Here is a 22,363-nt window from a genome sequence, read left to right on the forward strand (position 1 = left end):
GTTCCCATGGACCTTCAGCGACTCGTTGACACCTTTGAGTTTCTGGATAACTGGGAAGATCGCTACCGGCTGCTCATTGACCTGGGCCGGGATCTGCCGGAGTTTCCCGATGACGCACGCATCGAAGCCAACCGGGTTGATGGCTGCACCAGCAACGTCTGGTTAATCACCGACCCGAGCGGCGACAATCCACCACGACTGCATTTCAAGGCAGACAGCGATGCATTTATCGTCAAGGGATTGGTCGCCATCCTCATGAAAGCCTATTCAGGCAAAACCCCCGACGAAATAATGGCGCTGGACATTGAAGGCCTCTTTGATCAGTTGGGCCTCGCGCAGCAGCTCACCCCCAATCGTCGGGACGGCTTCGTCGCCATGGTCAAAACAATCCGGGGACAGGCGCAGGCTCTGACCTGAATCCGGGCGGAGACGCCCCATGGAAAAGCGATCCACCCTGGCCATTGCGGCACTCGGCGCGGTGGTCATTGCCATTACCTATGGATTGGCCCGATTCGTCTTCGGGCTGTTTCTTCCGGGCATTCGTGACGACCTGGGACTGACGGCGGTCCAGGCCGGCTTTGTCGGAGCGATCCCTTTTGCAAGTTTCATTGCCGGCGTATTGACCGGCCCGAAAATCACCGAGCGCATTGGTCCGCGGGAGGCGGGGCTGCTCACCACTGGCCTCGCCACCCTGGGGCTCCTCGGTATTGCCGTGTCTCCGGATATTGCCCTGCTCTCGCTGGCCGTTGGCATTTGTGGCATCAGCACCGGGCTTTCCTCCCCCGTCATGGCGGATTCGGTTCATTCCGGTGTTCCCCCGGAGTTACGGGGTCGAGTCAACGCGATCCATAACGCCGGCACCAGCATCGGCGTGGCCGTTGCGATGCCAGTCTCGGCCTATCTTCTGGGTAACTGGCGTGGCGCGTATGTCAGCTTTGCCGCACTGGCCGCGGTGGTGGCGATCATCGCTTTTCGGGCGCTGCCGCGCCGTACCGCCACCGCTGCGGTGACCGTTGGCACCTCTCCCCATCTGCGTGTTTCAACCCGCCAGTGGATCGGTGTTGCGTCACTCAGCCTACTCGCGACCGGAATGGGTGTGGTCAGCAGCGTCTACTGGATTTTCGGCCCCGACCGGATCGCCGCCCACGGAGCACTCGGCGATGCTACAGCTGGCTGGATGTGGCTGGGTATCGGCATTGCCGGCCTGCTGGGCAGCGCAGCCGGTGACCTCATGGACAGCATTGGCACGGCAACCACCCATGGCGCGGCGCTGATTCTATTGGCCACCGCGCTGGGCATCCTCGCGGTGGCTCCGGGATCCATGGAGGCCGTGATGACTTCCGCCGCCCTGTTTGGGATTGCCTACATGTCACTGACGGGGCTTTATCTCGTCCAGGGCATCCGTTTGCTGGCCAATCGGCCCGCACTCGGCCCGGTGCTGCCCTTCCTCGCGGTTGCCGTGGGGGCGACCATCGGATCGCCGCTGGCCGGAGCCGCCATTGATGTCTCGGGTTATGCCCACAGCTTCAATTTTTTTGCCATCGGCGCCGTTGTCCTGGCGCTGCTTGGCGGGGTGATGCGCTCCCTGTATGCGGTTAGCGACCCCCAGTGGGATTAGCTATGGACTCCAATTCCGCCCATCGATCATAAGCGGCTTCCAGTTGTGACTGGCATTGCGTCAAGTATTCGCTGGCCTCACGAATGGCCTCCTCGTCCTGTTCGTAGAGTGCCGGGTCGTTGACTCGTGCCTCCGCGTCCGCCGCGGCCGTCTCAAGCTTTTCGATCCGGGCTGGCAGTTCATCCAGCTCACGGGCCAGTTTGTAGCTGAGCTTGGCGCCCTTGGGGCGCGCCTGCCGCGGGTTGGGCACTGCCGGCGATGCGTCGACCGCGGTTTGCCGGGCCGCCGACGGGGCCGGCCGATCTCCGGATTGCCGCAGCCAGTCGGAATACCCGCCCACGTACTCCCCGAAATGACCGTCGCCCTCCGGCACCAGCACGCTGGTCACGACGTTGTCCATGAATGCCCGGTCATGGGAGACCAGGATAAGCGTGCCCTGGTAATCCAGCAGGCGTTCTTCCAGCAGCTCCAGGGTCTCCACGTCCAGGTCGTTGGTGGGCTCATCCATCACCAGCAGATTGAAAGGCTGTGCAAAAAGACGCGCCAGTACCAGTCGGTTTCTCTCTCCGCCGGATAGCCGGCTGATGGGCGCATTGGCTCGATCCGGCGTGAACAGAAAATCCTGCAGATAACCCATGACATGGGGACGACGGCCACCCCCCAACTCGATGAATTCATCGCCACCGGCGACGTTGTCCCGGGCACTGCGGGATTCGTCGAGCACCTGCCGGTGCTGATCGAAATAGGCGACCTGCAGATTGGTGCCCAGACGAATACGCCCACTGTCCGGTGTCAGATCACCGATCAGGAGGCGGACCAGCGTGGTTTTCCCGATGCCGTTGGGGCCGAGAATGCCGACCCGATCTCCACGCAGAATCCGGGTACTGAAGTCCTGTACAAGAGTTTTTCCGGGAACGGAGTAATGGATGTCGATGGCTTCGGCCACCAGCCGGCCGGAGCGATCCGCATCCGCCATTTGCAGGCGCGCCTGCCCCATTTTGGTGCGTCGGGCGGCATGGGCCTCGCGCATCGCCTGCAGGGCCCTCACCCGGCCCTCATTGCGGGTGCGCCTGGCCTTGATGCCCTGGCGGATCCAGCGCTCCTCCTGGGCCAGCTTCTTGTCGAACCGGGCCCGCTCAAGCGCCTCGGCATTGGCGCGTTCCTCCCGGCGACGAAGGTAATTGTCGTAATCGCCCGGCCAGCTGGTTAATTGCCCCCGGTCGATCTCGACAATGCGCGTCGCCAGATTGCGCAGGAAAGCCCGGTCATGGGTAACAAAGACCACACTTCCAGAAAACTTTTTCAAAAATTGCTCAAGCCACTGAATGGATTCGATGTCCAGGTGGTTAGTGGGCTCGTCCAGCAGCAGCACGTCGGGTTCGCTGGCAACCGCCTGCGCCAGCAGGACCCGCCGTTTCAATCCGCCGGACAGTGCCTCGAACGCCATCTCGGACGGCAATGAAAAACGCGTCAGGATGGCGGTAATCCGCTGATCGAGAACCCACCCATCGGCGGCATCGATTTGCGCATGCAACTGCTCAAGGCGCCGGGGGGAAGCCCCGGCGGCCACCGAGTCCACGGCCTGATGATATTCGGTCAGCACCTGCCCGAGCTCTCCGGCGCCCCGCGAGACGACATCGAACACCGTACCGGCACAGTCGTCCGGTATGGCCTGCGGCAGCCGCGCCACCCGGATTCCGTCCCCGATGCGCACCTGGCCGGCATCCGGGTCATGGTTTTTATCTATCAGTGCCAGCAAGGTCGATTTACCAACACCATTGCGGCCGACAATACAAACGCGCTCATCGCGTTCCAGCGCGAAATTGGCCCCGTCGAGCAAAGGCGGGCCGCCTACAGAAAAGTGAATGTCTTCAAGGGCAAGGATTGGCATGGAACCTCAATCGGTCGTTATAGTGAAACCGTGCAGTGTCCGCGCATTTTAGCTTTTGACTTGCACCAAGGCAGGGCGTAATGTCCGGTGTGATTTTACAACGGAGGACGAAGGATGGATCTGACGACACTATCGCTTGGGCAGTATGAATTTATTGCCGGCTCTTTCTCATTCGGTCTGGCTGTTATGGCCGCCGCAACCCTGTTTCTGTGGTTCTCTCGCAGCCTGGTGGCACCGGGCTACCGGATAGCCGTGACCATCTCCGGTCTGGTCACCGCCATTGCAGCCTACCATTACCTGCAGATCATGCTGTCCTGGGATTCGGCGTTCGCCATTGTTGGCGGTTCTCTCGAGACCACGGGCCAGCCTTTCAACCAGGCCTACCGTTATGTGGACTGGCTGCTCACCGTGCCGCTGCTCCTGATCGAATTGATCCTGGTCATGAAACTGGCCCGGGGCGAGACGATCTCGAAGAGTGTCTGGCTGGGTGGCGCCGCGGCGCTGATGATCATCCTCGGGTACCCGGGTGAGGTCGCCGAGACCGCCGGTACACGCTTCACCTTCTGGGTGCTGTCGATGATTCCGTTCATCTACATCGTCTACCAGCTGGTGGTGGGCCTGAAGGGATCCATCAACAAGCAGCCTGAGAACGTCCGTGGCCTGATCAATGGCGCAGCCATGCTGGTCGTGGTCTCCTGGCTGTTCTACCCGATCGTCTTCCTGTTCCCGCTGATCGGTTTCACGGGCGGCGCTGCCGTGGTGGCCGTGGAAGTGGGCTACACCGTCGCCGACATCGTGGCGAAGGCGGTCTTTGGCATCCTCATCCTCGCGATTGCCATGCGCAAGTCCGAGGCCGAAGGCGCCAACCAGCAGGCCTGATCGCTTCGCGATCGGCCCTGCCGAGCCTGAAACACCCGTCGGGGATATTCCCCGGCGGGTCGTTCCAACCCTGTTCAGCATTGAGGTGACTTCCATTGGCTACCATGGACATCAGGACACCTGAGCTTCCAATGGCAGACACCACCCGCGATATATCGGCGGGAGCTGAACCCGTGACGGCGCGACTGGAAGCCGTGGACCAGCAGATGGTCCGAATCATCCAGTCACTGAATTCCACGCCAGCCCGCGACGCCGCGCTCTATCACCTGAAGACCGGTGGACATCGCATGCGAGCGCGTCTGGCCCTGGCAAGCACCGCCGACTGGGATCGCCACGACGATGCGGTCCTGGCAGCTGCCGCTTGCGAATTGCTTCACAACGCTTCCCTTATCCACGACGACATCAGTGATGGTGACGGCTACCGACGCGGTCACCCCACCGTCCGTGCCCTCCACGGCGATGATGTCGCGCTCTGCGCCGGCGATCTCATGATGGCGGCCTCGTTCGATACCGCCTCGCGGCTATCGGACTCCCGGCATGCCTCTGAACTCACCCGCTCCATGGCGCACTGCGCCGCCCGGGTGATTGGGGGCCAGAGCACAGAACTGGCTTTGGGCAATAAGGCCGGACTTCCCGGTTTTCGTGAATACCTGGACATTACCCGGTCGAAAACAGCGCCGCTCATTGAGGTCGCGATTGGTGCCGGACAGTCGGCGTCACCTAACACGGTCCGCTCGGTTTCCGAGGGCATTGGGCTGGCCTACCAGATACTCGATGATCTCGACGATCTGACCGGATTCGACAATCCAATGGCCGAGCAGAGCCGTCTGCACGCCTATCACGCCTGGCGCCATCATCAACTGCGCGGTCCGCAGGCGGTCGCCGTGGATTCGAGTCGAGTGCATGCGCGTTGCCTGCGGCATGTTCAAGCGGCCCTTGGCCGGGCGGATCATCTCGCCGAGGAGTTCTCCGCGCCCTTACGCGACGGGGTTCGGGAACTGATTCTGCGCTTGCATCACAAATCTCAGCGTATTCAACCGTCCAGCCATTCCAGTAACGGGGAATAATCGGCATGAAGACCCTGGTCATCGGGGGTGGCTTTGGTGGGATGGCCGCTGCGTTGCGGCTGAGGGCCAAAGGGCATGCCGTCACGCTGATCGATCGCTGTCCACGGCTGGGCGGCCGCGCGCAGGTCTTTAACCACGGCGGGTATCGGCATGATGCCGGGCCAACCGTCATCACCGCACCTTTCCTGTTCGCCGAACTGTTCGCACTGTACGGCGAAGAAATCGCTGATCAGGTCACGCTAGCGCCCCTGGATCCCTGGTATCGGTTCCGTTTCCCGGACAACTCCCATTTCGACTATGGGCCGGGCATCGAGCGCATGGAGGCGGAAATCGCCCGCTTCAACCCGGACGATGTCGCTGGCTATCACGGGCTGCTGGCGGAATCCCGCGAGCTTTTTGACATCGGCTTCCGTGAACTTGGGGACCAACCATTCCATCGCGTCGGCTTCATGATTCGACAGATCCCGCGGCTGCTCAGGCTGCGGTTCGATCGCAGCGTCTGGGATATGGTTTCCAGCCATATACAGCATCCTTATCTGCGCCGAGCACTGTCTCTGCAGCCCCTGCTGGTGGGTGGTAATCCCTTTGACACCACTTGTATCTACGGGCTGATTCACTACCTGGAGCGGGAGTGGGGCGTATATTTCGCCATGGGCGGCACGGGGGCGCTGGTGGATGCGCTGGCCAACCTGATGGAGCGCCATGGGGTCGATGTGCAGTCCGGACGCAGCGTCACGTCGATCGCCCGCTCGGGGCGGAATATCACCGGCGTCACGCTGGATGACGGGCGCCAGATCAGTGCAGACATGTACGTCTCCAATGTCGATCCCATGCATCTGTACGGCGAGCTGATGCAGCCGGCGCCGATGATCAGCCGGGCCAAACGCGCAGTGGCCCGAACGTCCATGGGCCTGTTCGTCCTGTATTTCGGCACCGATCGGAGTTATCCGGACATCGCCCATCACACGATCTGGCTGGGGGAGCGCTACAAGGAACTGCTCCACGATATCTTCAATCGCAAGGTGCTCTCCGACGATTTTTCGTTATACCTGCACCGCCCGACGGCCACCGATCCGAGCTTTGCCCCCGCCGGACACGACAGCTTCTATGTGCTGGCCCCGGTTCCCAACCTCGAGGGGGAGATCGACTGGAGCGTGGAAGGCCCGCGGCTGCAGCAGCGCATCATTGAAGCCCTGGAGCAGTCGATCATGCCGGGATTGAGCGCTCACGTGCGAGCGCCTTTCTACATGACTCCCGAAGATTTCCGCAGCGACTATCAGAGCGTCCACGGCAGCGGTTTCAGTGTTGCCCCACTGTTCCGGCAGTCGGCCTGGTTCCGGTTTCACAATCGCGCCGAGGGGCTGAACAACCTCTACCTGGTGGGTGCGGGTACGCACCCCGGCGCCGGGCTTCCCGGTGTGGTCTCCAGCGCCCGAGTGCTTGACCGTCTGGTACCGGACAACAACGAGGCGGCATGACCCCGCGAGAGATCCTCGCCAGGCATGGCAGCAGCTTTCACCTGGCCAGCCGGTTCCTGCGACCCGTGGATGCCCGGGATATCGCCATTCTCTACGCCGCATGCCGCCTGATTGACGACCTGGCTGACGAGGAAACCGGGCGGGCTGATGACATCCAGCGACTGCTCGACGGGCTCCGTCGCCACAGCCCCGAAGCCATTCCCGTGGAGGGCTTTGCAGAGATGGCGATCCGGCGCCAACTCAACCTCGCGCCGCTGGTCACCCTGACCGAAAGTGCCTGCCGCGAGGCCCGGGCACCCACCTGTATCGCCAGCGAGGCGGAACTGCTGGACTACTGCTACGCGGTGGCGGGCACCGTCGGCGAAATGATGTGCCCCCTCCTCGGCGCCGACCCGCACCGCGGTCGTGATGCCGCCGTGTCCCTGGGTATCGCCATGCAGATGACCAATATCGCCCGGGATGTCCTGGAGGATGCCCGCCAGGAACGCCGATATCTGCCCGCTGACTGGGTGGACGGGCTCACCCCGGCCGCCATCGCCGCCGCCGAGCCACCCCATCGTCATCACGTCAGTACAGCAATTCGGCGGCTGGTCGAACTGGGTGAGCAGCACTACCAGCGGGCAGAGTCCGGGTTCGCCCTCATTCCGTTAAGAAACCGTCAGGCCATTCGTATCGCCACCCGCCTCTACCGGGCCATCGGCCTGCGTGTCGTGGATCAGGACTGTCAGTATTGGCTGGGGCGTGTCTCACTCAGCCATAGCGAGCGAGCCCGGCTCGCGTTCGGCACACTGGCCGGGTTGATGAGGGAACCGGCCAGGCCTGCGCCGTGAAACCCTTCGATCTGGCCTTCATCGGCCTGGGGGCCGCCGCCATGAGCCTCGTCACCCGGCTCGCGGACAGCCGCTATAGCGGCCGTGTCGCCTTGATCGAGCCGGTGCCGGATCCCGGCGATGACCGCACCTGGTGCGGGTGGCCCATGAACGACCACCCCTTCAGTCATCGAGCCACGCGCCGCTGGAGTCAGTGGGCGGTGAGCAATGCCCGAGACGAGGTGACGGCAGGGAGTCGGGAAATGCCCTATGAAATGCTTCGCTCCAGCGATGTCCGGTCGGTGGCGATGGCCGCCATCGCCGGCCGCGATGACTGGGTTCTCCTTGCCGGACGCGCCCTTGCCGATGCCCGGAAAACCGAAGACGGCTGGCGCTTGACCCTGGATGACCAGTCTGAGGTGGAAGCCCTTTGGGTACTGGATGCGCGGCCGCCAAAACTCAACCTGAGTCGCCCCTGGGTCTGGCAGAGCTTTGTCGGCGCCGAAATCAGTGGCCCCCGGATGGGCGATCCTGACCAGGTTCGGCTGATGGATTTCGTAGACGACGCACAACCGGTGGCAAGCTTTTTCTATGAATTGCCCATTGACCCCCGCCGTCGACTGATTGAATTCACGCGGTTTACGCCAACCCCCGCCGACCCCGCCGAGATGCGCGAGCAGGTGGACGGGCTGATCCGTCGCCGGGGCTGGCAGAACGCCCGCGTCATCCGAACTGAACAGAGTCATCTGCCCATGGCACCGATCCCGGGCTACGACCGCGACCAGTGGGTCCGCATCGGAACCGCCGGTGGCAGCATGCGCCCGGCCACCGGTTACGCGTTCCATGCCATTCAGCATTGGGCGGACGGCGCGGCTGCCGCGCTGCTGGAGGGTCGCTCGCCGCCAGCCCCGACCCGGCCCGGCTGGCTGGATTGGCTGGACGGGGTGTTCCTTGAATCCCTCTGGGCGGGCCCGGCCACTGCCAGCGACCAGTTCGTCCAACTGTTCCGACGGGTACCACCGGATGCTCTCAGCCGATTCCTGATGGCCCGGGGCCGTCCGCTTGATACACTGAAAGTGCTGAATTCATTACCGGTGGCCCCGATGCTGGCGGCCGCCTGGCGTCACACAAGGAGGCGCTCATGAGCGATTCCGCTCGCCCCCCCGCATTCTGGCTTTTTCCCGTGGGATTGCTGGTTGCCCTGGGTGTATCCGCGCTGCCCGGCCAGTGGCCGCTTTACGCGGTACTGGCCATCAGCACCGCCATCCTCGGACTGCCCCATGGCAGCCTCGACACCGCTGTGGCCAAGCGTTATCTGTCCCTGGACAACACCCCCAAACTCCTGAGTTTTTTCGTCGGATACATGGCCCTGGGTGCGGTGGTTATCGCTATCTGGTGGCAGGCACCGAATGCCGCACTGGGTGCGTTCCTGCTCTACTCGGCGGTCCACTTTGCCGACGATGTGGCCGTGCGCATCGGGCGGCTCGGGGGGATCGGATACGGACTGTGGGTGCTGTCACTGCCCCTGCTGTTCCATCCAGAGCTCGTGATTCCGCTGTTCAACATGCTGGGTGCCACCCAGAGCGAGCTGATGGTCAGCGTGGCCCCCTGGACCCTGGCGCTGGGTGGCGGATTGCTCAGTATCGGCCTGCTGACCCGCCCGTCCCGCGCCACCAGCGACTGGCGCGATCCCCTGCTGCTGGTGGCGGGGGCGGCACTGCTGCATCCGCTGGCTTATTTCATCGCTTACTGGTGCTTTCTGCACAGCCCGCGTCATCTGGAAGTGGCCGCTCGGGATCTGGGGCTTGAGGGCTGGCGCGAGCGCCTGCGAGCCGTGGCGCCGACGACGCTGGCAACCTATGCGCTGGCGCTGGCGGCCATTCCGTTCCTGATTGGCCTGCCCACCGACACGGCTCTGATGCGGATTATTTTCATCGGCCTGGCGGCGCTTACCGTGCCGCACATGATCCTCGAACTCATTGCGAGCCCTCGGCGGAAAATTTGAGAATCCGTTATCATTGTTGGGTTTAACATCGACGGGATGTGATGAGCATGAAGATTTCGGTGCTGCAGGCGAAAATTCACCGGGCGACGGTTACCGATGCCAACCTCGAATACGAGGGCAGCATCACCATCGACCGGGATCTGCTGGCAGCCAGTGGCCTGCTCCCCTGGCAGCAGGTGCATGTTTACAACATCACCAATGGTCACCGCTTCGAGACCTACATCATTGAAGGCCATCCGGGCGGCGGCGACATCACCATCAACGGCGCCGCGGCCCATCTGGCCAGCATTGACGATCGGGTCATCATTGCCGCCTATGCCCAGGTCACACCAGAGCAGGCCCGCGACTGGCGGCCGCGACTGGTCTTTGTTGACGACGCCAACCGCCAGAAAACACTGAGCTAAAGGGGCCCCAGCGTATGCGTGGCCACGTAGGCCTGGCTTCGGCGGGTCTGGTGGCCACCGCGTCATTCTGGGCGGTCAACGCCATCATCGGTCGGGCCATGGTGGGAGAAATTCCGCCGCTCGGGCTGGCGTTCTGGCGCTGGGTGCTCGCGTTCTTGATTCTGGCGCCCTTCGGGGTGCCGGCGGTCTACCGGCAATGGTCGGTGGTACGCGCTCGCTGGAAAGCACTGGTGGTGATCGCCACCTTCAGCGTCGGGCTTTTCAACACGCTTCTCTACATCGCAGCCCAGACTACCACGGCGCTGAATATCGCCATGATGAACGCCACGCTCCCCATCGCCGTGGCCTTTGGCGCTCATTATGCCCTCCGGGAATATTTAAACCTGCAGCGCTCAATGGGCATTGCCCTGGGCTTCCTGGGGATACTGGTGATCATCACCGAGGCGAGCTTCACCCGGCTGCTGACGCTACAGTTTGTGCCCGGCGATCTGGTGATGCTCTCGGCGGTGGCGTCGTGGACCCTGTTTTCGGTGGTCATGCGTTGGGCAGCTATTCCCCTGACCCCTGTCGCTTTCCTGACGGTACAGATCGCTTTTGGTATTCCGGTCGTCGCCCCGTTCTATATCGGCGAGTCCATGCTGTCCGGCGCTTATCTGCCCCGGGTCGAGCATCTGTGGGTATTCGCGGTAGTGGCCATCGGGCCGAGCCTGCTCGCCTATGCATTCTGGAATAACGGTGTCAAAGTCATCGGAGCCTCTCGTGCGGCGCTGTTTCTGTACCTGATCCCGGTGGTGGCTGCGGTTCTCGGCTACTTACTGCTGGATGAGCGGCTGGCGGTGTTCCACGCCATTGGCGGCGTGTTGATTCTGCTCGGCCTGACCCTGGCGGTGCGTGAGCAGAATGCGGGATGGAGTGGCCAGCAATAAGGACCAATACGCGGTTGTGATGGATGGTATCGCCCTTCATGATGACGTTCATGAAAGGTCGAATCGCCATGATCGCCGTCATCGGCATCGCCGCCTTTGCAAACTCGCACAGTGGCGCAGATGCAGAGGAAATTCGCTTCGCTCCCGCTGACATAGAGACTTGGGACCCGCACCGTTTTTCCGGTGAAACCCGTTATCGTTTGATTAATACGGCGGATGGCGAGGCGGTGGAAGCGGTCTGCGATGACGCCACCGCCTCGGGACTTTTCTACCGGGAGCCCATCGATCTGACCCGGACTCCGGTCATCGAGTGGCGCTGGCGAATTCTCGATCCCATCTCCGTCGGCGACCCGATGACCCGGGCCGGCGATGATTACGCCGCCCGACTGTATGCCGTAGACGAGCACAGCGTGCTGCGCTGGCGCACCCGCGCATTGAACTATGTCTCCTCAACCCGGGTCGCTGTGGGGGAGGACTGGCCGAATGCGTATGCCAGCCAGGCCCACATGCTGGCGGTGGACGATGCCGGTGGCGATGAAGACGCGAATGAGGCCGGGTGGCAGGTTCATCGCCGCAATCTGCGCGAGGATTTCCAGCAGTTTCATGACCGCTCTGTCGATCAGATTGATGCCATCGCCCTGATGACCGACTGTGATGACACCAACGAACGCGCGGAAGTCCACTACGGCGAGATAAGACTGTTACCGGAGTCAGCCCTGAATGAGCAATGAGCATGATCTGGTGATCATCGGTGGCGGCGTCGGCGGGCTGGTCACCGCCAGCGTGGCGGGTCAGCTGGGACTGGATGTGGTGCTCATCGAGCGGGACAACGCGCTGGGCGGGGACTGTCTCCACCACGGCTGTGTGCCAAGCAAGACGCTGATTCGCAGCGCCAGCATTGCCCACGCCGCGCGCCAGGCTCGCGACTTTGGCATTGACGCCGAAGTTGGCCCCACCGACCTGGGCGCCGTCACGGACCGAGTAAGAGCCGTGATTGAACGCATTCAGCATCACGACGACCCGGAGCGGTTTCGTGGCTACGGCATTGACGTGTTGTTTGGCGAGGCGCAGTTCCGCGACCCGCATACCGTTTCGGTCAAGGGCCGCTCAATCCGCGGCCGCCGATTCGTAATTGCCACCGGCTCCCGGCCCGCCATACCGCCCATTGCGGGTCTGGACTCGGTGCCCTACCTCACCAACGAGACGGTGTTCGATCAGCGCGCCCTGCCCGGCCGTCTGGCGGTCATCGGCGGCGGGCCCATTGGCTGCGAGCTGGCGCAGGCCTTCGCCCGACTCGGCAGTGCCGTCACGCTGATCGAAGCGGGGGCCGAGCTCCTGCCCCAGGACGACCCCGTGCTGACTCGGCAATTGCGGGAGCATCTGGTGGCGGAGGGCGTAGCAATCCGGCTCAATACCTCCGTGGTGTCAGCCCGCCCGGAAGGTGATCAGGCCGTCCTCACCCTGCAGGCCGATTCCGGAACGGATGCTGCCGAGGCGCGTTTCGACCGGGTGCTGGTGGCGGCCGGTCGGCAACCGAACACGGACGGCATCAATCCCGAAGCCGCGGGGCTGGAACGCGACCGGAAAGGCGCGCTGATCGTCGACCGGCGACTGCGTACCAGCCGGCGCCATATTTATGCGGTGGGGGACTGCACCGGCCCGTTTCCGTTTACCCACATGGCGGAGTATCAAGCCAGCATCATCATCAGCAACGCCATCTTCCGGTGGCCGCGCCGGGCGGACTATCGGGCCGTGCCCTGGGTGACCTACACCGACCCGGAACTCGCCCACGTGGGCATGACTCGCAAAGCGGCGGAGGAGGCGGGCATCGACCACCAACTCGTCACCTTCCCCCTGGCCGAGGTGGACCGCGCCATCGCCGAGGGGGCGACCACCGGCGAACTCCGGCTGCTGGTTCGCAAAGGCCGCATCATCGGGGCCAGCCTGCTGGCACCCCATGCGGGAGAGATCATTCACGAACTGGCGCTGGCCATTGCCGAGAAGGTGCCGCTGCACCGGCTGGCCGGCCTGGTACACGCCTACCCCACCCTGGCGCAGATCAGCAAACGGGCGGCGGGGTCTTACTATGCCCCGCAACTCTTTTCGTCGCGGACTCGCCGACTCGTGAAATGGATTCACCGACTGCTTCCGTGACACAACGCCAGTGGCTGCGCTGGGCCATCCTGGCGGTGGTGCTGGCGCTGATTGCCGGCGGCCTGCTGATCCGTGACGACATCGACCGCCAGGCGGTGACGGGCTGGCTCGAAGATCTGGGGCCGTGGGCCGGCGTGGCCTTTGTGGGCAGCTATGCCCTGGGGGCGGTGGCTTTTCTGCCGGGGATGATATTTACCGTGACCGGTGGCGCGCTTTTCGGTCCCCTGTGGGGAACGGTCTATAGCGTACTGGGCGCCAACCTCGGGGCGGCGCTCGCCTTTCTGGCCGCTCGCCATGGCCTTGCCGACTGGGTTGCCCGCCGCACTGGCCCGCGTCTGGAAAAGCTGCAACAGGGCATCGACGCGGAGGGTTGGCGGTTTGTCGCGCTGGTGCGGCTGGTGCCGCTGGTCCCCTTCAACCTGCTTAACTACGCCCTTGGTCTGACCCGCGTCCGTTTTCTCACCTATTGCCTGACTTCGCTGATCGCCATGGCACCGGCGGTGTTCGGCTATGTATGGGTGGGTCACGCCGGGCGTCAGGCAATTGCAGGGGACGGCAATGTATTCCAGAGTGTGATGATTGCGATCGGGCTCATTGCTGTACTGGCCTTTGTTCCGCGACTGATTCGCAGCGTGCGGGGAAGCATCCCCGGCGAAGGCAATGAACCGAAAACCGATTCGGACAAGGAGACACACTGACCCATGAACCAGCCGGCCGCTCAAACCGCTTATTTTCTGGATCCCGTCAAATTCCGCGACCCCGCGGTCACCGCCGACGGCGAGCCCCGGGCCACCGTGAAACTCAAAAAACTCGAGACCCTGTGGATCAACACCGGGACGCTGTGCAACCTGGAATGCCGCAATTGCTACATCGAATCGTCCCCGAGCAATGATCGCCTGGAATACATCCGCCATGACGAGGTGGTGGATTACCTCGACGAGATTCAGGAGCAGGCGCTTGGCACCCACACCATCGGCTTCACCGGCGGCGAGCCGTTCCTGAACCCCGAGATGCTCCTCATCCTGCAAACCACTCTGGAGCGCGGCTTTGACGTGCTGCTGCTCACCAATGCAACCCGGCCCATGATGCGCCCCCGTGTCCGCCGCGGCCTGGAAGCGCTTCGGGATGCCCACGGCGACCAGCTCACCCTGCGGGTGTCTATCGACCACTTTGATGCAGAATGGCACGAGTACGAGCGGGGCGCCGACACCTTCGAGCCCGTGATTGAGGGACTGCGCTGGCTGACCCACAATGGCTTCAACATCGATATCGCCGGACGGCTGTTTGCCGGCGATGATGAGCACACCATGCGCAGCGGTTACGCGGCGCTGTTCGGGGAACGGGGGATTCGGTTGGATGCCCGGGCGCCGGATAAGCTGGTGCTGTTCCCCGAAATGGACGCCCGCCTGGACGCACCGGAAATCACCACCGCCTGCTGGGACAAGGTGGGCACCCATCCGGATAACATGATGTGCTCCAGCTCGAGGATGATCGTCAAGCGCAAAGGCATGGAGCGCCCGAGTGTGATCGCCTGCACCCTGCTGCCCTACGATCAGCGCTTCGAGCTGGGGCATACCCTCCGCGAGGCGCAACAGACCGTTTCACTGAACCATCCCCATTGTGCGCAGTTCTGCGTGCTGGGCGGTGCGAGTTGCAGCGGCTGATGGGTATTCAGAAGATCTCATTCACCGGCCACGATGGCCACACGCTGAACGCCCGGCTGGATCTGCCCGATGGCCCGACCCGGGCGACGGCTCTGTTTGCTCACTGCTTCACCTGCTCCAAGGACATCCCGGCGGCCCGTCGCATTGCCAGCCGGCTTGCCGCCCAGGGCATTGCCGTTCTGCGGTTTGACTTCACCGGTCTGGGGCATTCAGAGGGAGAGTTCGCAAACACCAATTTCACCTCGAATGTCGAGGATCTGCGACTGGCGGCGGCCCATCTGGCCGAAACCGTCTCAGCGCCGCAGCTGCTGATCGGCCATTCGCTGGGGGGTGCCGCGGTGATCAAGGCGGCGCCGGATCTTGAAGGCGTGCGGGCGGTGGTTACCATCGGCGCCCCGTCTGACCCCGAGCATGTCTCGAAAAACTTTTCCGACCAGATTGAGACCATCCGGGAGGCCGGAGAGGCCGAGGTGGAGCTGGCCGGCCGCCCGTTCACCATCCGACGCCAGTTCATCGAGGACATCGCCGGGAGCCGGCTGGATGAGGCCTTAAACCGCCTCAATGCCGCCCTCCTGGTGCTGCACTCACCCCGAGACACCATCGTGGGGATCGACAACGCGGCGGACCTCTTTCAGGGGGCGAAGCACCCGAAAAGCTTCATCACCCTGGATGACGCCGATCACCTGATCACGCGGGGCGAGGACGCCGAGTATGCCGCCGACGTGATTGGCGCCTGGGCAACCCGTTATCTGGACCTGGCCGCCGAGGAGCCGCCGGTCAGTGCGCCGGAGGGCACCACCCGAGTATCCGAGGTCAGCCCCCGGGGCTTCCGTCAGGATATCAACATTGCCGGTCGCCACATGCTCACCGCCGATGAGCCCGCCAGTATGGGCGGCAGCGACAAGGGGCCGTCTCCCTACCAGCTGGTGGCCGCCGGCCTGGGTGCCTGCACCAGCATGACCATCCGCATGGTTGCCCGCCGCAAGAACCTGCCTCTGGAGCACGTCTTCACCGATGTCACTCATAACAAAGAGCACCGCACGGACTGCGAGAGCTGTGGTGAAAGCGGTGCCCATGTCGATGTCTTCCAGCGCCAGATCCATCTGGCGGGCGACCTCAGCAGTGAGGAGCGCCAGCAACTCCTGGAAATCGCCGACAAGTGTCCAGTGCACCGAACGCTGGAATCCGAGATCATCATTGAGACCCGTCTAGCGGACGACTAACAACGGCAAAGGACCGAAACCCTTGCAGGGAATGCCCCTTCCGGCGCTGATTGGCGCTTTGATCCTCCTGGCCGCCGTGAGCGTGCTGGTCTCACCACGCGTGCGTACCGCCGATGGCTTTTTCCGCGGATCCAGCAACACTGGACAAGCTCCGGATGTTGTCACCCTCACACTTTCTCAGGTCACCACCTGGATATTCGCACGATCGCTCCTGAATGCCGGGATCCTTGGTTATTTTTTTGGAATCGCCGGCGCACTGGCCTATACGGCTTACTATGGCTCCTTTCTAACCGGCTGGCTGATTGTCGATCGGCTTCGCTACCGCCACGGCGTCACCAACATCCAGACCTTCGTGGCCCATCATTTCGGGCGCCTCGGGACCGGTTGCTTCAATCTGTTGATTTCCATGCGCCTGCTGACCGAGGTGTTCGCCAACCTCCTGGTGGTTGGTATCGTCTTCGGGGCCGCCGGCTCCGTAGGCTATAACCTGGCCATTATTACCGTGGCACTGGTGACCCTCGCCTACTCAATGACCGGAGGGTTGCGGGCGTCACTGCGTACCGATCTGTGGCAGATGACGCTGCTGGGCGTCCTGCTGATCGGACTGACGGCCATGATGTTTGTCCACCCGTTCTTCGAGGCCAGCGCACTGCTGGAGAGTAGCGCCACCAACAGCCCCGGCTGGATCCTGCTGGTGGTCGCCCTACTCCAGGTCCTCAGCTACCCGATGCACGACCCGGTGATGATGGATCGCGGTTTTCTGGCTGATCGCTCCAGCACCCGGCAAAGTTTCTTGCACGCTTTCTGGATTTCCAGCCTGTGCATCCTCGCATTCGGCTTCCTCGGGGTTTTCGCCGGACTGCATCGTCAGGGCGAGGAGGAGCTGATTGCGACGCTGGCACGCCTGCTCGGCACACCGGCGATGCTCCTGCTGGGACTGGCCCTTTTCATTTCAGCGGCCTCCACGCTGGATTCGGCCTTTTCCAGCGCCTCCAAGCTGGCAGTGGTCGACATGGAGCTTGGGGAGGCCACCGCCCGCAACGGCCGCCTGGCCATGCTCTGCTTCGCCGTGGGCGGATTGTTGCTGGTGCTGTTTGGCACCGACGACCTGTTTGCTGCGGTGGCCGTCAGTGGGACCGCATCGCTGTTTCTGACCCCCGTCATTATCTTCTGCATTTTTGCCGAGCGCAGGGTTCGACCCTGGTGTTTCTTCGTAACATTCGCTGCGGCGGTCGGTGGGGCAGCAGCCTACTTTGTCGAAACATCGGGATACAGCCAACTCATCGGCAGTATCAGTGGCCTGGAGCACGATTACGCCAAACTGCTCCTCATCACCGTGGTGGTGCTGGTGGTTGGCCTGTCCTCATTTGCCATGGCCCTGCAACCGCGCAGCGATAACACCCCATCATGAGCAGTGCCATGGGCCGTACCTGCCCTCTGGCTTACCGAACCAGTCCGGATGGGCTCAAAACGGCGCCGGTTCTGGAGACAGAAACCGCTTACTTCATCGGCGGCCTTTACGGCAACGAGCTGGCACTGGCTCGGATTCTGGAAATGGCCCACGAAGAACGGCAAAAAGGGTTGCCGGAGCCCTCGTTGGTTTTCAACGGGGACTTCCACTGGCTGAATGCCGAATCCGCCGCCATGCAACGAATCACGGATGCGATTCTTGCCCACCACCCCACCGCCGGAAACGTGGAGCTCGAGTTGGCACGCCCTTCCGAGGACGCTGGCTGCGGTTGTGCCTACCCGGCATGGGTGGATGACGCGGTGGTCGAGCGATCCAATCAGATCATGCAACGGCTGCAAAGCGTCGCGGCCTGCACACCGGGGCTGTCCGACCAACTGCAACGGCTCCCCCTTCAGAGGCGAGTTCAAGTGGGAGACTGTCGGATCGGCGTGGTCCATGGTGACCCGGAATCAGTGGCAGGCTGGGGACTTGCCCTTGAGCAGATGCCATCACCGGGGTCGATCACGCCCCGTCTGCAGACCTGGTTCCAATGCGCTCAAGTCGATGTACTGGCCGGCAGCCACACCTGCGTCGCCTATCTGCAGGATTTCTTCGTGGATAGCCAGCGCCGGTTGGTCATGAACAACGGCGCCGCCGGCATGCCCAATTTCCAGCAGGATCCCCGCGGGCTCATCAGTCGCATCAGTCTTCACCCCTCACCCTTTGAACCCGTGTATGGCACCCGCCTGGGCGGTGTTTACTGTGATGCGGTGAGCGTGGAGTGGCCAGTCGCCGAATGTCTCGAATGGCTCGCCCGGCTTTGGCCGGCAGGTTCTCCCGCGGACCGTTCCTACCATTCCCGCTTTCGGGGGGGACCGGCCCATGAACCCTCGCAAGCCGATCGATCACGGTGAAGGGTTCGTCAGGCAGGGGGGCGCTGACATCCAGCAATTCAGCGGAAACCCAAGCACTCCTCCAGACGTCCAAAGCACCATGCAGATCCGGCGCCTGATTCCTGTTCTCTACGAGACCCCGGCCATCGCGCTGACCGCGTTGAAACTCTGGGTGAACCACAACCCGCTGGGAAATGCCGCCGCGCTGGCGTTTTACACCCTGTTCTCGGTGGCACCCATCATGATCCTGGCGGTTGCCGCCCTGGGACTCATCATCGGCCCCGACGTGGCGGAAACCCGGCTGGTGGCCCAGGTGGAAATGGCCATCGGCGCGGAGGCTGCGCAGATGCTCAGCCAGATCATCGCCGATGCCCGCATTCAGGAGGCCGGCTGGCTTCCGACTCTGGCGGGTATTGGCGCCATGGTGGTGGGCGCGACCGCGCTGTTTGCCCAGCTACAGCGGGCTCTGAATGCGCTTTGGGAAGTGCCCCTCCCCCGAGGCAAGCGCCGTGTCGTCCGGCTGCTGATCAACCGGCTGCTGTCCCTGCTGCTGGTTGGCGCATTCGGGTTGCTGCTACTGGCCTCGGTAATCTCTACCGTCGCCATTCGCGCGCTGGCGCAATTCGCCGGAGAGTGGCTTCCCTTCGACCTGTCCCTGGCCGCCAAGCTGGAGCCAGTGGCCAGCGTGGCCCTGGTGGCGGTTTTTCTGGCGGCCATCTTTCGGTTTCTGCCCAATGTGGCCCCGGCCTGGCGTCATGTACTGCCGGCGGCGCTGGTCACCGCCCTGCTCTTCATGCCCGGGCGCGCCCTGATGGCCACCTACATCACGCTGATGGCACCGGCCTCTGCCTATGGAGCCGCCGGCTCACTAGTGGTCCTGCTGCTGTGGGTCTATGGCTCGGCGCTGATCATTCTCCTGGGAGCCGCCCTCACGAGAGCCCTCCACGAACACGAAACCGGCGACCACCACCGCGGCCGCCGGGTGCCGGCGCCCTGAATCAGCGACCGAGATCCGGCAGACGGGCCGGTTCGATCACCTCGATCCAGTAACCATCCGGGTCGCGGATGAAAGCGACATCCGGCAGCTTGCCCTGCTCGGGGCGCTTGATGAACTCGACCTCATTCTCGTCAAACCAGGCCACGGCGGCATCCAGATCGGGCACGGCGATGCAGATGTGCCCAAAGCCCTGGGGTTCGGAATTGCCGTCGTGGAACTTCAGCTCCGGGTCATCCTCGCTGCCCCAGTTATGCGTGAGCTCCAGCAGACCGCGCTGAGAGAATGTCCAGACCGTCCGCTCACCCGCGTCCTCCGGCGGCTCGGCGCCTTCCTGCGGGCATTGCAGGAAATAGAGCGAAAAATTCAGTTCCTGGAAGTCCAGTCGCCGCAGCACCCGCATGCCCAGCACGCCGGTATAAAACGCCAGCGAGCGCTCCGGGTCCTTGATTCGCATCATGCTGTGGTTAAGGGTGAAGCCCCGGGTGACCTCGGCGGGCTGGTTGACAACCCCAGGGTGCTGCTCGGTGGTAAATGCCATGGTTAGCGATCTCCGGTTGTTGGGATGGCCAAAAAAAAACACCGCCCAGCGAACCGGGCGGTGCTGAGGCTACGATTAGATTGCCCGCTGCGACATCTGCTCTGCAATGTACTCAGCCTGACGGATTGCCAGAGCCACGATGGTCAGCGTCGGGTTCTCCGCCGCTCCCGTGGTGAACTGGCTGCCATCCGAGATAAACAGATTGTCGATGTCGTGGGTCTGTCCGAACGCGTTACACACCCCGTCCCGCGCGTCGGCACTCATGCGACAGGTGCCCATGTTATGGGTAGACGGGTACGGTGGTGTCCGATAGACGTCCTTCGCCCCCGCGGCCCGATACACGGCCTCGCCCTGCTTGAAGGCGTGGTTGCGCATGGCCCGGTCGTTGGGGTGATCGTCGAAGTGGACATTGGCCACCGGCATGCCGTACTGGTCCCTGGCATTGGCGTCCAGCGTAATCCGGTTGCGCTCCTGGGGCATATCCTCACCCACCAGCCACATGCCGGCCATGTGTGCATACTGGTCCATGGCGGCGGTGAAATCCCGTCCCCAGCCCCCCGGATTGAGGAACGCCGCCATGAACGGCAGGCCGAGCGACAGGGTTTCCATCTCGTAGCCGCCCACGAAGCCCCGGGACGGATCATTGATGGACTCGTCCTCAATAATGCCGGCCATGGTGGTGCCCTTGTACATGTGCACCGGTTCTTCGAAGGTCGCGTACACCGACCCGGTCATGTGGCGCATGTAATTGCGCCCCACCTGGCCGGAGGTATTGGCCAAGCCATCCGGGAACAGGTTTGAGGCCGAGTTCAACAGCATCCGCGGCGACTCGATGGAGTTGCCGGCCACCGCCACGGCCCGGGCCCGCTGACGCTGCTCGTCGCCGTTGGCATCGAAGTACACCACCGCATTCACATGACCGGCACTGTCATGCTCAATCCGGGCCACGTGAGCTTCCGGCCGAATTTCCGCCCGGCCCGTAGAAAGGGCCATGGGAATTTCGGTGTAGAGCGTTGACCACTTCGCACCCGTGGCACAGCCCTGGAAGCAGAAGCCCCGCTGGGCACAGGCCGCCCGGCCGTCCCTGGCAACACTATTAATGGCCATGTTGCCGGTATGGCAGCGCTCGTAACCCAGTGCCTTGGCCCCGGCGTGCATGACTTTAAAGTTGTTGTTGCCGGGCAGGCCCGGCCGTCCGCCGGTCCGGGTTACCCCCATCTTGTCTTCAGCACGGGCGTAATACGGCGCCAGGTCATCATAGCCGATGGGCCAGTCCAGCAGGTTGGCGCCATCCACCTGACCGTATTCGGTCCGTACCTTGAACTCATGGGGCTGGAAGCGGAGGCTGGCTCCCGCCCAGTGGGTGGTGCTGCCGCCCACCGCCTTGACGATCCAGGACGGCAGGTTGGGGAAATCCCGGGCCACCCGCCAGGTGCCAGCCGTGGTGCGGTTGTCCAGCCACGCCAGCTGACCAAAGGAGGCCCACTCATCCGCGAGGAAGTCGCCCCGCTGATGCAGCTTGCCCGCTTCCAGCATCACCACATCGATGCCCTTGCGGGTCAGCTCGCGAGCCAGGGTCCCGCCGCCGGCGCCGGACCCGATGATCACCACCACACTGTCGTCATCCAGGGCGAATGTATTCTGATTGTCGTAACTCATTGTTCTGCCTCCTCCACTTAGGCGCCAGGAATCGGGCCGCTGTCCACCAGTGGCGGTTCGGGCAGCCAGGTCAGGTCATTGAAGCCACGGTAGAGATAGCCCGGATCGCCGAGCTCACCGCCGTAACCGAAGTGCCGGAAGGCCATTTCGTTGTTATACAGCGACACCACCGCAGTGGAGTGGACGTGGGAGAACAGATCCCCGCCGGCGATGGCGCGGACATGCATGAGCTGGTCTTCTTCGCTAAGTTCCAGCCAGTTACCGCCAGCGCGGTTATCCAGATGCTCGATGCCGTCCTGCAGGGTCGCCGCGATGGCAGGATCAGCCGCGTTGGCATCCAGATCCTTCACCACCAGGGCATAGACGGCATCTTCCAGCGTATCGTGGGGGAAGATATGACGCGTCAGGCGCAGCAGCACCTCGCCCTGATGGGCATTGAGGCTCTCCAGCTCCAGCGACCAGGCGCGGGACGGCGCCAGGATGGCGATGGGCATACTGGTCAAAGCCAGCGTTCCCATCAGTGTTGAGCCACTCCCTTTCAGGAAGCCTCGACGGCTCAGTTTCTGTTCCAACATGATGGCACTCTCCTCTCAATGATGGGGATCCGATTCGTTGCCGGATCCTGTCATTAACCATAGGAGGGGCCATTGCCGGATGGGTAGTAGCGTGGTACTACTTTAAAAAATCATTAACAAACCGTCACAACGG

At 63.0% G+C, this 22,363-nt stretch carries 22 protein-coding genes; 18 read left to right on the plus strand and 4 right to left on the minus strand.

Translation table 11 applies throughout. The features are described 5' to 3' along the window. Positions 1-6: 6 nt before the first annotated feature. Together GJ672_RS05050 and GJ672_RS05055 are read left to right on the plus strand one after the other, a co-directional pair. The gene (locus GJ672_RS05050; RefSeq protein WP_154296184.1) at positions 7-417 is read left to right on the plus strand and encodes a SufE family protein; all 411 of its coding nucleotides are present in this window, start codon (positions 7-9) and stop codon (positions 415-417) included. A 19-nt stretch (positions 418-436) separates the two neighbouring features. Then, positions 437-1,618, plus strand: a complete 1,182-nt coding sequence (locus GJ672_RS05055; protein WP_154296185.1) for an MFS transporter — start codon at positions 437-439, stop codon at positions 1,616-1,618. On the opposite strand, the gene GJ672_RS05060 is transcribed toward GJ672_RS05055, so the two are convergent. Next, a complete protein-coding gene (locus tag GJ672_RS05060) occupies positions 1,596-3,509 on the minus strand; it encodes an ATP-binding cassette domain-containing protein (protein ID WP_154296186.1) in 1,914 nt (637 codons plus the stop codon). The two genes, GJ672_RS05055 and GJ672_RS05060, sit on opposite strands and share 23 nt — an antisense overlap. 114 nt (positions 3,510-3,623) lie before the next feature. On the opposite strand from GJ672_RS05060, the gene GJ672_RS05065 reads away from it, so the two are divergent. The 16 genes from GJ672_RS05065 to GJ672_RS05140 all read left to right on the plus strand — a co-directional run bounded on the left by GJ672_RS05065 (position 3,624) and on the right by GJ672_RS05140 (position 19,458). Further along, positions 3,624-4,388: a bacteriorhodopsin-like gene (locus GJ672_RS05065; protein WP_154296187.1), complete on the plus strand. Its 765-nt coding sequence runs from the start codon at positions 3,624-3,626 to the stop codon at positions 4,386-4,388. 173 nt (positions 4,389-4,561) lie between these two features. Next, complete coding sequence (locus GJ672_RS05070) at positions 4,562-5,455, plus strand: polyprenyl synthetase family protein (RefSeq protein WP_195759456.1); 894 nt, start codon at positions 4,562-4,564, stop codon at positions 5,453-5,455. Between the two features lie 5 nt (positions 5,456-5,460). Next, positions 5,461-6,933, plus strand: a complete 1,473-nt coding sequence (crtI, locus tag GJ672_RS05075; RefSeq protein ID WP_154296189.1) for a phytoene desaturase family protein — start codon at positions 5,461-5,463, stop codon at positions 6,931-6,933. Further along, entirely contained in the window at positions 6,930-7,763 is an 834-nt protein-coding gene (locus tag GJ672_RS05080) for a phytoene/squalene synthase family protein (RefSeq protein ID WP_154296190.1), read from the plus strand. Before crtI ends, GJ672_RS05080 begins: the two co-directional genes overlap by 4 nt. Beyond that, positions 7,760-8,887 (plus strand): lycopene cyclase family protein, encoded by a 1,128-nt coding sequence (locus GJ672_RS05085; protein WP_154296191.1) that lies wholly within the window; start codon positions 7,760-7,762, stop codon positions 8,885-8,887. The genes GJ672_RS05080 and GJ672_RS05085 overlap by 4 nt, the downstream gene beginning before the upstream one ends. Further along, positions 8,884-9,747 carry a Brp/Blh family beta-carotene 15,15'-dioxygenase gene (locus tag GJ672_RS05090; RefSeq protein WP_154296192.1) on the plus strand — a complete coding sequence of 288 codons (864 nt, stop codon included), beginning with the start codon at positions 8,884-8,886 and terminating at the stop codon, positions 9,745-9,747. The genes GJ672_RS05085 and GJ672_RS05090 overlap by 4 nt, the downstream gene beginning before the upstream one ends. Positions 9,748-9,794: 47 nt before the next feature. Then, positions 9,795-10,151 carry an aspartate 1-decarboxylase gene (gene panD, locus GJ672_RS05095; protein ID WP_154296193.1) on the plus strand — a complete coding sequence of 119 codons (357 nt, stop codon included), beginning with the start codon at positions 9,795-9,797 and terminating at the stop codon, positions 10,149-10,151. 14 nt (positions 10,152-10,165) lie between these two features. After that, entirely contained in the window at positions 10,166-11,077 is a 912-nt protein-coding gene (locus GJ672_RS05100) for a DMT family transporter (protein ID WP_154296194.1), read from the plus strand. Positions 11,078-11,127: 50 nt separating this feature from the next. Then, positions 11,128-11,808 (plus strand): DUF3047 domain-containing protein, encoded by a 681-nt coding sequence (locus GJ672_RS05105; RefSeq protein ID WP_229381798.1) that lies wholly within the window; start codon positions 11,128-11,130, stop codon positions 11,806-11,808. Continuing rightward, a complete protein-coding gene (locus GJ672_RS05110; RefSeq protein WP_154296195.1) occupies positions 11,798-13,231 on the plus strand; it encodes an NAD(P)/FAD-dependent oxidoreductase in 1,434 nt (477 codons plus the stop codon). Before GJ672_RS05105 ends, GJ672_RS05110 begins: the two co-directional genes overlap by 11 nt. Next, entirely contained in the window at positions 13,228-13,929 is a 702-nt protein-coding gene (locus GJ672_RS05115; protein WP_229381799.1) for a TVP38/TMEM64 family protein, read from the plus strand. The genes GJ672_RS05110 and GJ672_RS05115 overlap by 4 nt, the downstream gene beginning before the upstream one ends. Before the next feature lie 3 nt (positions 13,930-13,932). Next, a complete protein-coding gene (locus GJ672_RS05120) occupies positions 13,933-14,895 on the plus strand; it encodes a radical SAM protein (RefSeq protein ID WP_154296197.1) in 963 nt (320 codons plus the stop codon). Further along, positions 14,895-16,118 carry a bifunctional alpha/beta hydrolase/OsmC family protein gene (locus tag GJ672_RS05125; RefSeq protein WP_154296198.1) on the plus strand — a complete coding sequence of 408 codons (1,224 nt, stop codon included), beginning with the start codon at positions 14,895-14,897 and terminating at the stop codon, positions 16,116-16,118. The genes GJ672_RS05120 and GJ672_RS05125 overlap by 1 nt, the downstream gene beginning before the upstream one ends. Before the next feature lie 31 nt (positions 16,119-16,149). Continuing rightward, entirely contained in the window at positions 16,150-17,529 is a 1,380-nt protein-coding gene (locus GJ672_RS05130; RefSeq protein ID WP_154297039.1) for a sodium:proline symporter, read from the plus strand. Beyond that, positions 17,526-18,482, plus strand: coding sequence for a metallophosphatase family protein (locus GJ672_RS05135; protein WP_154296199.1), 957 nt, complete (start codon positions 17,526-17,528; stop codon positions 18,480-18,482). The genes GJ672_RS05130 and GJ672_RS05135 overlap by 4 nt, the downstream gene beginning before the upstream one ends. Before the next feature lie 79 nt (positions 18,483-18,561). After that, positions 18,562-19,458, plus strand: coding sequence for a YihY/virulence factor BrkB family protein (locus tag GJ672_RS05140; RefSeq protein WP_154297040.1), 897 nt, complete (start codon positions 18,562-18,564; stop codon positions 19,456-19,458). A 1-nt stretch (position 19,459) separates the two neighbouring features. Here GJ672_RS05140 and gloA read toward each other — a convergent pair whose 3' ends face one another. The 3 genes from gloA to GJ672_RS05155 all read right to left on the minus strand — a co-directional run bounded on the left by gloA (position 19,460) and on the right by GJ672_RS05155 (position 22,230). Beyond that, positions 19,460-19,996: a lactoylglutathione lyase gene (gene gloA, locus GJ672_RS05145; RefSeq protein WP_154296200.1), complete on the minus strand. Its 537-nt coding sequence runs from the start codon at positions 19,994-19,996 to the stop codon at positions 19,460-19,462. A 75-nt stretch (positions 19,997-20,071) separates the two neighbouring features. After that, positions 20,072-21,655, minus strand: coding sequence for a GMC family oxidoreductase (locus tag GJ672_RS05150; protein ID WP_154296201.1), 1,584 nt, complete (start codon positions 21,653-21,655; stop codon positions 20,072-20,074). Positions 21,656-21,672: 17 nt separating this feature from the next. Then, on the minus strand, positions 21,673-22,230 hold the full coding sequence (locus GJ672_RS05155) for a twin-arginine translocation signal domain-containing protein (protein WP_154296202.1): 558 nt from the start codon (positions 22,228-22,230) through the stop codon (positions 21,673-21,675). Positions 22,231-22,363: the final 133 nt, after the last annotated feature.

The sequence above is a fragment of the Spiribacter sp. 2438 genome (assembly GCF_009676705.1).
Lineage (GTDB): Bacteria > Pseudomonadota > Gammaproteobacteria > Nitrococcales > Nitrococcaceae > Spiribacter.

What these genes read in the sequence shown, in the direction of transcription:
- GJ672_RS05050 (WP_154296184.1), top strand. Translation starts at nt 7, where the DNA reads ATGGACCTTCAGCGACTCGTTGACACCTTTGAGTTTCTGGATAACTGG.
- GJ672_RS05055 (WP_154296185.1), top strand. Translation starts at nt 437, where the DNA reads ATGGAAAAGCGATCCACCCTGGCCATTGCGGCACTCGGCGCGGTGGTC.
- GJ672_RS05060 (WP_154296186.1), bottom strand. Translation starts at nt 3,509, where the DNA reads ATGCCAATCCTTGCCCTTGAAGACATTCACTTTTCTGTAGGCGGCCCG.
- GJ672_RS05065 (WP_154296187.1), top strand. Translation starts at nt 3,624, where the DNA reads ATGGATCTGACGACACTATCGCTTGGGCAGTATGAATTTATTGCCGGC.
- crtI (WP_154296189.1), top strand. Translation starts at nt 5,461, where the DNA reads ATGAAGACCCTGGTCATCGGGGGTGGCTTTGGTGGGATGGCCGCTGCG.
- GJ672_RS05080 (WP_154296190.1), top strand. Translation starts at nt 6,930, where the DNA reads ATGACCCCGCGAGAGATCCTCGCCAGGCATGGCAGCAGCTTTCACCTG.
- GJ672_RS05090 (WP_154296192.1), top strand. Translation starts at nt 8,884, where the DNA reads ATGAGCGATTCCGCTCGCCCCCCCGCATTCTGGCTTTTTCCCGTGGGA.
- panD (WP_154296193.1), top strand. Translation starts at nt 9,795, where the DNA reads ATGAAGATTTCGGTGCTGCAGGCGAAAATTCACCGGGCGACGGTTACC.
- GJ672_RS05100 (WP_154296194.1), top strand. Translation starts at nt 10,166, where the DNA reads ATGCGTGGCCACGTAGGCCTGGCTTCGGCGGGTCTGGTGGCCACCGCG.
- GJ672_RS05105 (WP_229381798.1), top strand. Translation starts at nt 11,128, where the DNA reads ATGAAAGGTCGAATCGCCATGATCGCCGTCATCGGCATCGCCGCCTTT.
- GJ672_RS05110 (WP_154296195.1), top strand. Translation starts at nt 11,798, where the DNA reads ATGAGCAATGAGCATGATCTGGTGATCATCGGTGGCGGCGTCGGCGGG.
- GJ672_RS05120 (WP_154296197.1), top strand. Translation starts at nt 13,933, where the DNA reads ATGAACCAGCCGGCCGCTCAAACCGCTTATTTTCTGGATCCCGTCAAA.
- GJ672_RS05125 (WP_154296198.1), top strand. Translation starts at nt 14,895, where the DNA reads ATGGGTATTCAGAAGATCTCATTCACCGGCCACGATGGCCACACGCTG.
- GJ672_RS05130 (WP_154297039.1), top strand. Translation starts at nt 16,150, where the DNA reads ATGCCCCTTCCGGCGCTGATTGGCGCTTTGATCCTCCTGGCCGCCGTG.
- GJ672_RS05135 (WP_154296199.1), top strand. Translation starts at nt 17,526, where the DNA reads ATGAGCAGTGCCATGGGCCGTACCTGCCCTCTGGCTTACCGAACCAGT.
- GJ672_RS05140 (WP_154297040.1), top strand. Translation starts at nt 18,562, where the DNA reads ATGCAGATCCGGCGCCTGATTCCTGTTCTCTACGAGACCCCGGCCATC.
- gloA (WP_154296200.1), bottom strand. Translation starts at nt 19,996, where the DNA reads ATGGCATTTACCACCGAGCAGCACCCTGGGGTTGTCAACCAGCCCGCC.
- GJ672_RS05150 (WP_154296201.1), bottom strand. Translation starts at nt 21,655, where the DNA reads ATGAGTTACGACAATCAGAATACATTCGCCCTGGATGACGACAGTGTG.
- GJ672_RS05155 (WP_154296202.1), bottom strand. Translation starts at nt 22,230, where the DNA reads ATGTTGGAACAGAAACTGAGCCGTCGAGGCTTCCTGAAAGGGAGTGGC.